Source organism: Bradyrhizobium sp. ISRA430 (genome assembly GCF_029909975.1).
Classification (GTDB): domain Bacteria; phylum Pseudomonadota; class Alphaproteobacteria; order Rhizobiales; family Xanthobacteraceae; genus Bradyrhizobium.
In genome coordinates this window covers 5,181,044-5,195,491 of record NZ_CP094516.1, presented here as the reverse complement: position 1 = coordinate 5,195,491, position 14,448 = coordinate 5,181,044, and the positions used below count along the sequence as shown (strand labels likewise).

The window sequence follows — 14,448 nt, the reverse complement described above, 5'->3', positions numbered from 1 at the left end:
AGCTCGTCGTCCTGGACAAGCGAACGAAGTGAGTGCTGATCCAGGACCCCCTCGCGAGCGCTTTGCGCGCGTCGCGATTACCACAGGGAGGAGTTTGGCGAAGACTCGCGGTTCCCAGCTTGCGCCACAACTGCTCCCTGGGGGTATGGGTCCCGGGCTCGCGCTTCGCGCGCCCCGGGACGACATCGAGGTTGTTGCGCCAGTTCGCTCCTACCGCCGGTACCCGCTCGCCCGTGAATAGCCTTGCCGGTTTTGCTGCATCGGGCGGCTTGCCACGTTCACCCGTGCCTCGCTCGAGACGGGCGTTGCCAGCTTCAGCTCCTCCAGGAAGATCGGACGGGCGAAATAGTAGCCCTGTGCGTAGCGGATCTTGGTCGCGGCCTGGAGGTAGGCCAGCTCCTCGTAGGATTCGAGACCCTCGGCGATGACGGTCATGCCGAGCGCCTCGCTCAGGGATTCGATGGCGCGCAGGATGCCCTGGCTGCGCGGACGCTTATGGATGTCGGTGATGAAGGAGCGGTCGATCTTGATCTCATCGGCGGTGATGTCGGCGAGCGCCGAGAGCGAGGAATAGCCGGTGCCGAAATCGTCGATCGAGATGCCGACGCCGAGCTTGCGGAACATCGGCAGGATCTCGGCCTGAAAATGATTCTTGGCGACGAAGGCGTCTTCCGTCACCTCGATCATGAAGCGTTTGGGGAAGCCGGTCTCCTCCAGCGCCTGCGCGAAGGTGCGCATGAATTCGGGATTGCCGGCCTGCTTGGCAGCGACGTTGATGCTGATGGTGGCTTCAGCGCCGAACGTGTCGTTAATCAGGTCGATCGATTTCACGATCTCGGCGAGCACGAGATGCGTCAGCTCGTCGATCAGTCCCAGCTCGCCGGCGAGGTTGATGAAGGAGCCGGGCGCCTGGATCACGCCTTCGTCGTCGCGCAGGCGCACCAGCGCCTCGATGCCCTTCACCGCCTGCGTCCTGATGTCGACCTTGGACTGGAAGGCGCAGCAGAATCGCTTCTCCAGGATCGCGAGCCGCAGCGACTGCTCGATCTTCATGCGCGCGAGCGCCTCGCGCTCCATGCCGGAATCGAAGAAGGCCGCCGTACCTTTGCCGCTGTTCTTGATGCGGTACATCGCGATGTCGGCATTCTGTCGCAGCATCTCGAAGCTGCGGCCGTGATCCGGGTACAGGCTGACGCCGACGGACGTGGAGGCGAAGATCTCGGAGTTGTCGATGAAGAAAGGCGCGGTCAGCCGCTTCAGCGTCGACTGCATGAAGTCGGCGACCTCCTGCTCGCTTTCGACCGGCGAGAGCAGGAGCAGGAATTCGTCGCCGGATATGCGCGACAGCATGTCGGATTCACGCAAGTCCCGGCCGAGCCGCTTGGACAGCTCGACCAGCAGCGCATCGCCGACAGCGTGGCCGTAATAGTCGTTGATGTGCTTGAAATTGTCGACATCGAGGAAGGCAAGCGCGAAGCGTTCGCCGATCTTCTCGCGCGCAAGGATGCCGTTGGCGCGATGCTCGATCACGCGCCGCGAGGGCAGTCCGGTCAGCTCGTCGAAATAGGCGGAGCGGAAAAGCTGGTCCTCGAAGTTCTTCTGCTCGGTGATGTCGGCGGAGGCCGAGATCAGGAGGTCGCGGCCGGCGAGGCGAACCGGCCGGTGGGTGGTGAGCAGCACCTGGCGCGCGGCGCCTTCGTGCAGCGATTCCTCGATGACGATGGCCTGGCCGGCTCTCAACGCCCGCTGGCAGGTATCCCGGCGTTGGGCGAGATGGTGCGCGGGGTGGCTGCCGTCCATGCCGAGTTGGGCGGCTGCGGCATCGTTAACCAGGAGAAGGTCGCCGCGCTCGTCCTGCACGGTCACGCCGGCCGGCAGCATTCTAATGATTTCCTTGAGAAATCCGAGTTCGGCTTCAGTCGCGCCGGTGTATTTGCTGTCGTTCATAGAACTGATGAATCTTCTTGTTCAGGCGCGTCTTTGCAATGCGCGAGATCATGCGCAGGTCCCTCTTAGGTTTGGTTAAGGGGTCCGCAGAAATACGAGTGTGTTTTGGGGGAAACTTGCGGCGTTGCGACGCGCCCTGCCGATCGTCATTAACAGAGCGTCAACAGCGCTTTTCGAAACTGCAGGCGAACCGCGTGGTCTGCCTTCGCTTAAAGCCGGAGCTAGCCCTTGTGGGGGATGCGACACTGCATGATGCAATGCAGCCCAGTCTTCAGATAAGAGATCTCGCTCTTGCCATCGAACGCGGACAGCGCCGATTTCAGCAATTTGGTGCCGAAGCCGGGCGCGGACACATTGTCGACCGGCGGGCCCTCGGTTTCGTCCCAGGTGATGGTCAGGCGATCGTCGTCGACGGTCCACGACACCTGCAGCAGCCCGCGCGGCGAGGAGAAGGCGCCGTACTTGCCCGCATTGGTGGCGAGCTCGTGAAACATCAGTGACAGCGTGACCGCGAGCTTCGCCGGCAGGAACAGTCGCTCGCCGTTGAGGGTGAAGCGGACATGACCGTAGGGACCGAGTTCCGAGATCAGGAGGTCGCGGATGTCGCAGCCGGTATTGTCGATCCGCGAGATCAGGTCGTCTGTCGCGGCCAGCGACCGCAACCGCGGATCGATCCTGGACCAGACCTGCGGGTGGTCGTGCAGCACTTGGTGCAGCACTGCATGCACCGTCGAGAGCTTGTTCTTCAGCCGGTGCTGCAGCTCGTCGACCAAAAGCTTGCGATAGTCTTCCTCCTCGATCAGGCGTTTGGCGATACGCCGCTGCTCCACCAGCATCGAGCGATAGTGCTCGACGCCCCAGATGGTGAGCGCGCAGACGGCCCAATACATCGCCAGCAGCGCAAATCGCGCGCGATCGGCAAAAGCGTCGCCGAAGTTCAGGACGACGCCGAGCACGCCGCCGACGAGCGCCGTCAAAATGCCGATCCGAAAGCCCCCGAACGCGGTGGCAAAGAACACGGCCGGGAAATACGGCGTGAAGTAAATGTCAGGGCGCACCTGGGCGAGGCCCCAGCGTGCCAGCGTTGCCAGCAGCAGGCAGGTTGCCGCGAAGACGAGGCTCAAGCCGAGTGACGGCGGCGCCACGCCCTGCCAGCCTTTCCGGAATTCGTCGACGAGCTTCATGCGCTGCCCAATCGCGCCGGGGTTTCGAAATTCGAGCGGCAGGCGAGAATGTTACGCATGCCGCGCGCGCAAGCATAGCTTGCCTTGCCGGGAGTGGGCAGGAATAGTGGCCATCGCGGCCCCGGCATCGACCGGTGTCCGCCAATTGGCATCAAATCGTTCGAGAACGGGAACATTCAATGGGCAGGCTGGACGGCAAGATTGCGGTGATTACCGGTGCGACGAGCGGAATTGGACTGCGTACGGCGGAAGTCTTCGTTGCCGAAGGTGCCAAAATTGTGATCGCAGGGCGCCGCGTGCCGGAGGGCGAGGCCCTGGCGAAACAGCTCGGCGCGGCCTGCATCTTCCGCCAGACGGATGTGACGGTCGAAGAGCAGATGCGCGCGCTGATCGCGCTCGCGGTGGAGAAATTCGGCCGGATCGATTGCCTCTTCAACAACGCCGGCGGCCCGGCGCAGACCGGCGGCATCGAGGGCCTCGAGGTCGAGCGCTTCGATGCGGCGATGGCGACGCTGGTGCGCAGCGTCATGCTCGGCATGAAGCATGCCGCACCCTACATGAAGAGGCAGGGTTCTGGCAGCATCATCAACAACGGCAGCATCGCCGGCCGCCTCGCCGGCTTCTCCTCCTCGATGGTCTATGGTGCGGCCAAGGCCGCAGTGATCCATCTCACCAAATGCACGGCGATGGAACTCGGCGAGTCCAACGTCCGCGTCAACTCGATCTCGCCCGGGGCGATCGCGACCGGCATCTTCGGCAAGGCGCTGGGCCTGTCGACCGAAGCCGCCGAGAAGACGCCCGCGGTGATGCGCGAGGTCTACAAGAGCGCGCAGCCGATTCCGCGCGCGGGTCTTCCCGACGACATTGCGCACGCCGCGGTATTCCTCGCGAGCGACGAATCGAGCTTCATCAACGGCCACGACCTCGTCGTCGACGGTGCCATCACCGGCGGCCGCAACTGGACCCAGCAGCAGCATGGCTATGTCGCGCTGCGCAAGGCGTTCGATCAGGGGGCGTAGCTGCCACGGCGACGAAACCGTAGGGTGGGTTAGCCGACTGCTTGCTCGGTGGGTTCAACGTGCGACGACGGCAGGCGTAACCCACCGCGCCACGGGCGAGGGAAGAGGTGGGTTACGCCGAGCGGCCCGCGCTTCGCGCAGCCACCCTACGATCTGAGCGCTATACCGCCTTCATCACCACCCGCAACCCGTCCCTCGGCTTCGGGATCGGCCACATCTGCCAGTTCGGCTTGTAGCCGGGCTGCAGCGACACCTCGATGTTCTGCAGGAAATGCCGCGCGAAGCATTTCGCCTGCATGTAGGCGAAGTGCAGGCCGAGGCACATATGCGCGCCGCCGCCGAACGGTACCCAGGCGAAGCGGTGGCGGTTGCGCTGCGCCTCGTCGGTGAAGCGCAGGGGATCGAAGCGCTCCGGCTCCGGCCAGATGTCCTTCATGTGGTGCGTAAAGAGCGGATTGACGCCGATCGCCGTGCCGGCGGGGATCTTGTACCCCCTGAAGGTGAAATCGCGCATGGCGCGGCGCGGCATCGAGGGCACCGGCGGCTTGATCCGCAGTGCTTCCTTGAAGGCCATCTCCGACAGCGGCATTTTCTCGAGATCATCGAAGCTGGTCGGCGCGTCCGCAGGCAAGCCGAGCGCCAAGACCTCGGCGCGCAACCTGCTCTGCCAATCCGGATGCGCGGCGAGCTCGCCGATGAAGGATGTGAGCGATGACGTCAGCGTGTCGTGCGCGGCCATCATCAGGAAGCTCATGTGGTCGATGATGTCCTGCTCGGACAAGAGCGCGCCGTCCTCATGGGTGGCGTGGCAGAGCTGGGTGAACAAGTCCTCGCCGCCTCGTCCGGCGCGGCGAAGCGGGATCTGCTCGCGGAAATAGGCGACGATGCGCTTGCGTCCCTTCACGCCGCGCGCCATCTGCGTGCCCGGCAGCGGCCGGCGGATTGGCGCGACGGCCGCGGCCACCATGTCGACGAAGGCACGGTTGATCTCGTCGACCTCCGGCCCGATATCGGCGCCGAGGAAGGATGTCGCGGCGAGATCGAGCGTGAGCTGCTTCATCGCCGGATAGAGCTGCATCACGCCCGGCTTCGCCTTCCATTGCGCCACGCGCGCAGCGATGCCCCTGTCGAGATCGGCGAGATAGGACTTCATCGGCCCGGATTTGAAGGCGACCGAGAGCGTCTTGCGGTGCAGGCGGTGCTCGTCGAAATCGAGCAGCATCAGCCCGCGTGGAAACAACAGGCCGAGCACCTTGTTCCAGCCATGGGTCGAGGAGAACAGCTTTTGCTGGTCGAACAGCACGAGCTCGTTAGCCTCGGGCCCGAGCAGCACGATATTGGTCTCGCCGAAGATATGGGTGCGGTAGACCAGGCCGTATTTGGCGCCGTTCCGTTCGATATGGCCCTTGGGATCGGCCAGCACCTGGAAGGTCTTGCCGATGACCGGCCAGCCCTCATCGCCGGGGATATGCGTCAGCTCGTTGCGCTTGGGCGCGGTGTAGCCGAGCGCAGGCGAGGCGACATTCTGCATCGACATGACGAGTGCTCCGGTTGGCCGGCTGGGCGGAACAGCGCGGCCGCGGCGTTGCTGCGTCCGCGCCGCGCCGATGGGAGCAGCATAGCACAAGCCGAGGCATGTCATGTGTGATAGCGGCCACGCACGTGGCCGCGGATCGGCCCTACCGCTTCGCCGCTTCCTTCTGCAAATCCGGTGCGTTCACGGCCGGAATTGCGACGCGGCCCGGCCCGGTCACCTTCAGCGCCTCGGCGGCCTTCTCGTTTTCCAGGATCTTGGCCATCACGGCCTGGCCGGCGCGCTCGAAGATCGCGCGGTTCTCGATCACGAATTTTTGCGACTTGCGCAGGCCGTCGATATAGCCGTTGATCTCCGGCACCACGTAGCGCGCGACCATGTCCCAGCTCCGGCGCGTGGCTTCCGGATTGGCCCAATCGTGCACGAAGCCGATGATGGCGCCGACGCCGCCGGACACCTGCATCACGTTCTTGATGGTTTTGACGAGATCGTCGGGCGTGCCAATGGTGGAGGCGGCGCCCTCGACGAAGGCGGTCTTGTCCACGGCTTCGTCGGGAGAGGAGAACGCGGTCAGTCCCGGTCGTTGCAGAGTGCCGACATTATACTCGTTGTGCCAGCGCATCAGGCCCGCGCCGGCCTCGCGGCGCGCCTGCTCGCGGGTCTCGGCGATGTGCCAGGTCAGGAGCACGCGCCAGTCGGCGCGGCTGACCGTGGTGCCGTGCTTCTTCGCCGCGTCCTCGGCAAACTGCCATTGTTGCTGCAGCGACATCAGGCCCTGCGTCGTCATCGAGCCCAGCGAGATGATGCCGATGCCGTATTTGCCGGCGAGCGTCATGCCCGAGGGCGAGATCTGCGAGGCCACGACGAACGGCATCTCCTCCTGCAGCGGCAGGATCTGGAGCGCGGCGTCGTTCATGATGAACCAGTCGCTCCTGGCGGTGACGCGCTCGCCGTTGAAGAGGCGGCGGATCACGGCGATCGCCTCGTCCTGGCGGTCGCGCTGAGTCATCGGGTCGATGCCGAGCGTGTGGGCGTCCGAGGCAAGCGCGCCGGGGCCGGAGCCGAAAATGGCGCGGCCGCCGGTCATGTGGTCGAGCTGGACCATGCGCTGGGCGACGTTGAAGGGATGATGATAGGGCAGCGACACCACGCCGGTGCCGAGCCTGATGCGCTTGGTGCGCTCGCCGGCCGCGGCCAGGAACATCTCGGGCGATGCGATCATCTCCCAACCGGAGGAATGATGCTCGCCGCACCAGAACTCGTCATAGCCGAGGCTATCCAACTGCTCGACCAGGTCGAGATCGCGCCGGAACTGAAGCATCGGATGCTCCCCGATCGGGTGATGCGGGGCAAGAAAGGCTCCGAATTTCAGGCGTGCCATGGCGTTCTCTCCGGTTTGATTTTCTGTTTGTTGGCCCGCGCGAGGCTACGTGCTGGCGGATGCGAAGGCAATCGCGGCATCTCCCGCGCAGCGGAATGCGGGCATGCGCAATTTCTTCTCCCTCTCCCCGCGCGCGGGGAGAGGGAAGAGCATGCCTCGATGGCGAATCGCCGAAATCCTACCTCTGAGGTAATCGCGGCACTGCATGCGATCTGAAATCATCAGGCAACCAAATTCTGGGGGCCCTGCGCCGATGCATCAGATCGTCACACAACACGTCGATTCGTCCCGCCGCTGGTGGGTGCTGGCGATCGTCGTGGCGGCGCAGTTCATGTTCGGTGTCGATGCCTTCGTGGTCAACGTCGCCATCCCGACCATCGCGGTCGATCTGCATGCCACGCCCGCGCAGATCGAATCCGTGATCGCGATCTATCTGATTGCCTATGCGATCCTGGTCGTCACCGGCGGCCGGCTCGGCGACATCCACGGCACCAAAAACGTGTTTCTGACCGGCGTGCTCGGCTTCACCGCGACGTCGCTGTGGTGCGGCCTCGCGCAATCCGGCACGGAGCTGATCATCGCGCGGCTGGCGCAGGGCGCCACCGCGGCGCTGATGGTGCCGCAAGTGCTGGCGACGCTGCACCTCTTGTTCACGGATGAATCGCGCAGCCGCGCCTTCGGCATCTATGGCATCGTGCTCGGGCTCGCCGGCGCCGCGGGCTTCCTGCTCGGCGGGCTTCTGGTCACGCTCGATCTTGCGGGCACCGGCTGGCGCTCGGTGTTCTTCGTCAACGTGCCGTGCGGCCTCGTTATCGCCGGCGCCGCATGGCGCATCATGCCCTCGGTGCCGCGCCGGGCCGCAACCCGGCTCGACGTCAAGGGCAGCATAGTCCTGTTCGTTGGCCTCTTGTGCCTGATCGGGCCGTTATTGTTCGGCCATGATGTCGGCTGGGCACCGTGGCTGTGGGCGGTGATGGCAATTGGCGGTGTGATTCTCATGGCGTTCCTGAAGCTCGAACATGCGGTTGCGCGGACCGGCGGCATGCCACTGATTGATCTCACGCTGCTGTCGGATGCGGGCTTCCTGCGTGGCCTTGGCGCAGCCTTCTTCTTCTTCGTCGCCAATCTCTCCTTCTATCTGGTCATGACGCTGTTCATGCAGAGGGGATTGAAGATCCCGCCGTTGTGGGCCGGCATGGCCTTCATTCCGCTTGCGCTCGCGTTCGTGGTGGCGTCGCGCCACAGCGGCGCGCGGTCGCGGCATCGCGGCACCAAGGTATTGATCGAGGGTTGCGCACTTCAGATTGCGGGCCTTGCCGCGCTTGCGCTCGTGACATGCTATGTCGATGCGCCGTCGCCGGTCTGGCTCGCGCTCGCCATGATCATCTTCGGCTATGGCCAGGGGCTGGTGATGGCGCCGCTCTCCGGCGCGGTGCTTTCAACGGTGAAGCCCACTGCCGCAGGCTCTGCTTCGGGCATGTACGGCACGACAGCGCAGATCGGAAATGCGGCCGGTGTGGCCGCAATCGGCGCAGTCTTCTTCGCCGTTGAAGCGCTGCAATCAGCGCGCGCAGGATTCGTCGTCTCGCTCGCCTTGTTCGTGACGTTAATAATGATCTGCGCCGCATTTCTGGCGTGGATGCGCCGCGCATCTGCACGAAGTTGAGGCAGTGCCGTTAATACTTGCGGATTCTTGCGGGTTTTCCGGTGATTTCGTGCGTATCGACAGCACACGGTCTTTTTATTTTGCGCTGCAGCAACTATTTGGTTTGGGTGAACGTTGAAAGTCGCCCACCAGGAAGTTGCCGTGTCGTTAGCCAGAAATGTTGATCTGTTAAGACGTCTGCCAAAGCTGGACGGTTTGCGCCTCGCCGAGTTCGGCAACAGCGCTGATTCATCCAGCCCGCTGCAGGAAGTCACGGACTTCGGCGCCAATCCCGGCAATTTGCGCATGTTTGCGTTCGTGCCGGCGCAGTTGCAGCAGCCGCACGCGCTCGTCGTCGTGCTGCATGGCTGCGGCCAGACTGCTGCGTCCTACGATCTCGGCGCTGGATGGTCGACGCTCGCAAGTCACTACGGCTTTGCGCTTCTGATGCCCGAGCAGCAGCGCGTCAACAACGGCAACACCTGCTTCAACTGGTTCAATCCGGAAGACACCGCGCGCGACAGCGGCGAGGCGCGTTCGATCCGCGAGATGATCGCGCACATGGTCGAGGCGCATGACATCGACCTGCGGCGCGTCTTCATCACCGGCCTGTCCGCCGGCGGCGGCATGACGTCGGTGATGCTGGCGACCTACCCCGAAATCTTCGCGGCCGGCGCCGTGATCGCCGGACTTCCCTACGGTATCGCTTCCAACCTGCGCGAAGCACTGGACGGCATGTTCCATTCACCGGAGCGCTCTGCCAGCGCGCTCGGCGATCTCGTGCGTGACGCTTCGGACCATCGCGGACCCTGGCCGAAAATCTCGGTGTGGCACGGCAGCGCCGACCGCACCGTCAATCCCGGCAATGCCAATGAGATCGTCAAGCAGTGGCTCGACCTGCATGATCTGCCGGCGGAGCCGATGGCGGAGACCGATGTCGACGGCTATCCGCGCCAGGCCTGGTGGAACAGGAACGGCGAGACCCTCGTCGAGTCCTACACCATCACCGACATGGCGCATGGCACCCCGCTCGGTATCGCCGACAACGATCATCGTTATGGCATGGAAGGCGCGTTCCTGATCGAGGCCGGCATCTCCTCGTCCTATCACATCGCGAAATTCTTCGGCCTGACCGACTGGATCCGCAGCACCGGGACGGCGAAGCCGACGGCAAAGCCGGCCGTCGCCGCCAAGCCGCCGGCGGCCTTGTCGCCCGCGCCCCACCTCGCGCGATCGATCCGCTCGGCGATGGCCGAACAGCCGGCCGAGCCGAAGCGCAAGCCGAAACGCAAGCAAAGCCGCGGCTTCGATCTCGGCGCCTTCATCACGCGGGCGCTGACCGCCGCGGGATTGATGAAGTAGTTGGTTGCTCCGTAAGCGACCCACACTCCGCCGTCGTCCCGGCCTTCGCCGGGACGACAGTTGAGCCTGCGGCGGCGCCGTCGCATCAAGTCCGCCGAAGCTACGCCGTCGCGTCGATCACATCGATCGGCGTGACCGTCACTTCGCCGCCGGCAACCTTCCGCGTCATCTCCGTGTAGTGCTTGAAGAAGTCGCGCGATTGCAGCGTCTTCTGGGCGGCGTCGTCGGTGACGCTGGCGAGATGGAAGTAGTTGCCGTCGTCGCGGTTCTTCATGCAGCGATAGCCGATCCGCCCTTTCAGCTCCGGATCGTCGTTGATCGCCTTAATGAAGCGGGCGATCTCCTGGTGCCAGGCCTCGGTCGTGCCGTTCTTGAACTGGTATTTGATCATGAAGTGCTTCATGTGACGCTCCCTGTTCGTCTGTGCGCCATCATCTGCGCCTTGCGCGCGGTCCTGCAAGTATGGACAAAATTGATAGTATGGACTTTTTCGACGTCGCTCCTATCCTCGTGCAAGGCCTGGCTGGCGCATGGAGGAGACGACATGGCAAAGGCAAAGGGGGTTTCGGCGCGCACCTGTCCGGTCGCGGCGTTTCAGAAGATGATCAGCGGCAAATACAAGCTCCGCATCGTCTGGGATCTTAAGGATGGCCCGCGCCGTTATGGCGAGATCCGAAGCGGCCTCTTGCGTGGTGCTGCCGGTAGCGCAGAGATCACGCCGCGCGTGCTCAGCCGCGAACTGAAGGCGCTGACGGAGAGCGGTCTGATCGACCGCAAGGATTTCGGCGAGGTGCCGCCCAAGGTCGAATATCGCCTGACCCGCAAAGGCAGGAGCTTCGTGCCGGTCGTCGCCGCGATCCGCGAGTGGGGCGAGCGTCACCTCGGCGAGCCGGCGGCGCTCGCGGACGCCGCCGAGTAGCGCGGCCTGAACTTACTGTGTCACAAGACCCTCATGGTGAGGAGCGCGGAACGCGCATCTCCGGACGATGCTTTGCATCGCCGGACGAACCATGAAGACCCAGCTCTCACCCGCGGCCATCCTTCGAGACGCCCGCTCGTCGCGGGCTCCTCAGGATGAGGGGCGTGTGCTTGTGACGCAGTAAGGCTACATTTCGCCAGTGATGAACGGGTTGGTGATCCGCTCCTGGCCGATGCTCGAGCCCGCGCCGTGGCCGCAGATGAAGCCGACGTCATCGCCGAGCGGCAGCAGCTTGGTCTTGATCGAGTTGATCAGCGTCGCATGATTGCCGCCGGGCAGGTCGGTGCGCCCGACTGAACCTGCGAACAGCACGTCGCCGACATGGGCGAAGCGCAGATCCTTGTTGAAGAACACCACGCTGCCGGGTGAGTGGCCGGGGCAGTGCAGGATGTCGAACTGCAAGCCGCCGATCGACACGGTATCGCCTTCGTCGAGCCAGCGGTCGGGAGTGAAATTGCGCCCGCCGGTCATGCCGAAGCGCGCGCCGCTTTCCACCACATTGTCGAGCAGGAACTTGTCCGCGACATGCGGGCCCTCGATCGGCACCTTCAGCGCATCGCGCAATTCGGCCGCACCGCCGACATGGTCGATATGGCCGTGCGTCAGCCAGATCTTCTCGACCGTAACGCCGGTCTGCTTGATCGCTTCGAGGATCTTGGGCACGTCGCCGCCGGGATCGATCACCACGGCCTTCTTGCCGGGTTCGTCCCAGATGATGGTGCAGTTCTGCTCGAACAGCGTTACGGGAACGATGATCGCGCCCGCCTTGGTTTTGGTGTCATTTTGCTCGGTCATGGCCGCACAATGCCGATTTTTGCCGAGCCGCCAAGCAAAAGATTCGCCTCGGCGCGGGAACAGCCGCACCCGCCGTCACACGGCCGTCCCAAAGGCCTGCTGGTCTGAGCCTGGGCATTGCTTCCGCGTTCTCCGGCGCAGGACGGATTTCAGGGGGTGTTTCCGGCATGGCTCAAAGCGGCGAGAATTGGTGGCGCGAGGGCATCTTCTATCAGATCTACCCGCGCTCGTTTCAGGACAGTGATGGCGACGGCGTCGGCGATCTCGCCGGCATCTTCCAGCGGCTATCTTATGTGAAATCGCTCGGGGTCGACGCGATCTGGCTGTCGCCGATCTTTCCGTCGCCGATGGCGGATTTCGGCTACGACATCTCCGATTACACCGGCATCGCGCCGCTGTTCGGCGCGATGGCGGATTTCGAAGCGCTGCTCGCTGCCGCGCACGACAACGGCCTGAAGCTGATCCTCGATCTCGTGCCCAATCACACGTCCGACCAGCATCCCTGGTTCGTGGAGAGCCGCTCATCGCGCGACAACCCCAAGCGCGACTGGTACATCTGGCGCGACCCGAAGGCTGATGGCAGCGCACCGAACAACTGGCTGTCCGAGTTCGGCGGCAGCGCGTGGCAATATGACGAGACGACAGGTCAATATTACTACCACGCCTTCCTGGCCCAGCAGCCGGACCTTAACTGGCGCAATCCGCAAGTTCGCGCCGCGATCTACGACGTGATGCGGTTCTGGCTGGAGAAGGGCGTCGACGGATTTCGCGTCGACGTGATCTGGCACCTGATCAAGGACGCCGAATTCCGCGACAACCCGCCGAACCCGCATTTTGTCGAGGGCCGGCCGCCCAATGAAAAGGTCCTCACGCAATATTCGACCGACCAGCCCGAGGTGCATGACGTCATCGCCGAGATGCGGCGCGTCACCGACGCCTATGATTCGCGCGTGCTGATCGGCGAAATCTATCTGCCGCTGCACCGGCTCATGGCCTATTACGGCAACGACCTCACCGGCGCGCAGATGCCGTTCAACTTCGCGCTGCTCTCGACCTTCTGGAGCGCGCGCTCGATCGAGAACATCATCGAGGATTACGAGAACGCGCTACCGAAAGGCGCCTGGCCGAACTGGGTGCTCGGCAATCACGATCGTCCGCGGGTCGCAAGCCGTGTCGGTCCGGAGCAAGCCCGTGTCGCCGCCATGCTGCTGCTGACCCTGCGCGGCACGCCGACGCTCTATTATGGCGACGAGATCGGCATGCACCAGATGGCGATTGCGCCCGAAGACGTGCGCGACCCCTTCGAGAAGAACGTGCCCGGCATCGGCGTCGGCCGCGACGGCTGCCGCACGCCGATGCAATGGGATTCCTCGCCGGCCGGCGGCTTCTCCGGCACGCGGCCGTGGCTGCCGCTGCCGGAGGACCATATCCATGAGAACGTCGCCAATCTCGAGGCCGATGCGCGCTCGATCCTCAACCTGTACAAGCGCCTGATCGCGTTGCGCAAGGCCTGTTCGCCGCTGGTGTCGGGTGACTACGTTCCGCTCGCGGCGCAAGGCGACCTGTTGCTCTATCGCCGCGAGACCGAGGGCAGGGCGGTGATTGTCGCGCTCAATCTCGGTCCCGACCCGATCGCCGTCACCACCAGCGCCATTCGCTTCGGCAGCGAAATCCTGCTCTCGACGTTCCTCGACCGCGACCGTGAAAGGCTGGAGGGCGTGCTCGACCTGCGCGGCAATGAGGGGGTAATCGTTGCGCCGCCACGCGCCTAGCTGTCGTCCCGGGGCGCGACGAAGTCGCGAGCCCGGGACCCATAACCGCAGGATCAGGTTTGGCGGAGACTCTTGATTACCAGTCGCGCGCCACAACGACACCCCGTGGTTATGGATTCCGGGCTCGCGCTGTGCGCGCCCCGGAATGACGGGTGACTTAAGGTGTGCGCACGCATCGGAATCGGATAAGCTCATCTCATGGACAACACCGCCCGCAACATCGCCCTCGTGCCGCCGCTGGATCGCCGCCAGTCGGAGACGGCGCTGGCGGTCGCGCGCGGCACGGCGCGGCTGTTGCGCTCGCTCGGCTTTTCCTGCATCAGCGAATTGCCGCTGCCGTCAGGCCGGCGCGCCGACCTGGTCGCCTTGAACGAGCGCGGCGAGATCTGGATCGTCGAGATCAAGTCGTCGGTCGAGGATTTGCGTGCCGACCAGAAATGGCAAGAATACCGCGCCCATTGCGACCGGCTGTTCTTTGCCTTCACGCAGGATCTTCCCTGCGAGATCTTTCCGGAAGGTACCGGCCTGATCATCGCGGATGCCTATGGCGCGCATCTGCATTGCGAGGCGCCTGAGCACAAGCTGCCCGCGCCTACGCGTAAGCAGATGACGGTGCGCTTTGCCATGGCGGCGGCGCTCCGGATCAACCGGCTGGTCGATCCGCAGGGTCACGCGGATTTTTGGGAGTAGCTGCGATCGGGATTTCGTAGCCCGGATGGAGCTAAGCCGTAGGGTGGGCAAAGCGAAGCGTGCCCACCATTCAAGCCGATCATGAGCGTAGAGAGCTGGTGGGCACGGCGCTGTGCGCCTTTGCCCACCCTACAAGATCA

The 14,448-nt window shown here is 64.1% G+C and carries 12 protein-coding genes; 6 read left to right on the top strand and 6 right to left on the bottom strand.

The window, feature by feature from the left end; genetic code table 11:
- Positions 1-210: 210 nt before the first annotated feature.
- Both MTX21_RS24610 and MTX21_RS24605 read right to left on the bottom strand, forming a co-directional pair.
- Complete coding sequence (locus MTX21_RS24610) at positions 211-1,947, bottom strand: EAL domain-containing protein (protein ID WP_280967264.1); 1,737 nt, start codon at positions 1,945-1,947, stop codon at positions 211-213.
- Between the two features lie 221 nt (positions 1,948-2,168).
- On the bottom strand, positions 2,169-3,131 hold the full coding sequence (locus MTX21_RS24605; protein WP_280967263.1) for a sensor histidine kinase: 963 nt from the start codon (positions 3,129-3,131) through the stop codon (positions 2,169-2,171).
- Between the two features lie 179 nt (positions 3,132-3,310).
- Between MTX21_RS24605 and MTX21_RS24600 the strand changes: the two genes are divergently transcribed.
- Positions 3,311-4,150 carry a glucose 1-dehydrogenase gene (locus MTX21_RS24600; RefSeq protein WP_280967262.1) on the top strand — a complete coding sequence of 280 codons (840 nt, stop codon included), beginning with the start codon at positions 3,311-3,313 and terminating at the stop codon, positions 4,148-4,150.
- Between the two features lie 160 nt (positions 4,151-4,310).
- On the opposite strand, the gene MTX21_RS24595 is transcribed toward MTX21_RS24600, so the two are convergent.
- Positions 4,311-5,687: a cytochrome P450 gene (locus MTX21_RS24595; protein ID WP_280967261.1), complete on the bottom strand. Its 1,377-nt coding sequence runs from the start codon at positions 5,685-5,687 to the stop codon at positions 4,311-4,313.
- Positions 5,688-5,829: 142 nt separating this feature from the next.
- Entirely contained in the window at positions 5,830-7,065 is a 1,236-nt protein-coding gene (locus MTX21_RS24590; RefSeq protein WP_280967260.1) for an LLM class flavin-dependent oxidoreductase, read from the bottom strand.
- 253 nt (positions 7,066-7,318) lie between these two features.
- Here MTX21_RS24590 and MTX21_RS24585 point away from each other — a divergent pair, with 253 nt between their 5' ends.
- Entirely contained in the window at positions 7,319-8,731 is a 1,413-nt protein-coding gene (locus MTX21_RS24585) for an MFS transporter (RefSeq protein WP_280967259.1), read from the top strand.
- Between the two features lie 141 nt (positions 8,732-8,872).
- Positions 8,873-10,072, top strand: a complete 1,200-nt coding sequence (locus MTX21_RS24580; RefSeq protein ID WP_280967258.1) for a PHB depolymerase family esterase — start codon at positions 8,873-8,875, stop codon at positions 10,070-10,072.
- Between the two features lie 100 nt (positions 10,073-10,172).
- Here MTX21_RS24580 and MTX21_RS24575 read toward each other — a convergent pair whose 3' ends face one another.
- A complete protein-coding gene (locus MTX21_RS24575) occupies positions 10,173-10,475 on the bottom strand; it encodes a hypothetical protein (protein WP_280967257.1) in 303 nt (100 codons plus the stop codon).
- Positions 10,476-10,616: 141 nt separating this feature from the next.
- Here MTX21_RS24575 and MTX21_RS24570 point away from each other — a divergent pair, with 141 nt between their 5' ends.
- Entirely contained in the window at positions 10,617-10,991 is a 375-nt protein-coding gene (locus tag MTX21_RS24570; protein WP_280967256.1) for a helix-turn-helix domain-containing protein, read from the top strand.
- Between the two features lie 186 nt (positions 10,992-11,177).
- On the opposite strand, the gene MTX21_RS24565 is transcribed toward MTX21_RS24570, so the two are convergent.
- Positions 11,178-11,846: an MBL fold metallo-hydrolase gene (locus tag MTX21_RS24565; RefSeq protein ID WP_280967255.1), complete on the bottom strand. Its 669-nt coding sequence runs from the start codon at positions 11,844-11,846 to the stop codon at positions 11,178-11,180.
- 167 nt (positions 11,847-12,013) lie between these two features.
- Here MTX21_RS24565 and MTX21_RS24560 point away from each other — a divergent pair, with 167 nt between their 5' ends.
- On the top strand, positions 12,014-13,618 hold the full coding sequence (locus tag MTX21_RS24560; RefSeq protein ID WP_280967254.1) for an alpha-amylase family glycosyl hydrolase: 1,605 nt from the start codon (positions 12,014-12,016) through the stop codon (positions 13,616-13,618).
- Positions 13,619-13,816: 198 nt separating this feature from the next.
- Positions 13,817-14,308: an MmcB family DNA repair protein gene (locus MTX21_RS24555; protein WP_280967253.1), complete on the top strand. Its 492-nt coding sequence runs from the start codon at positions 13,817-13,819 to the stop codon at positions 14,306-14,308.
- The last annotated feature ends 140 nt before the right edge of the window (positions 14,309-14,448 follow it).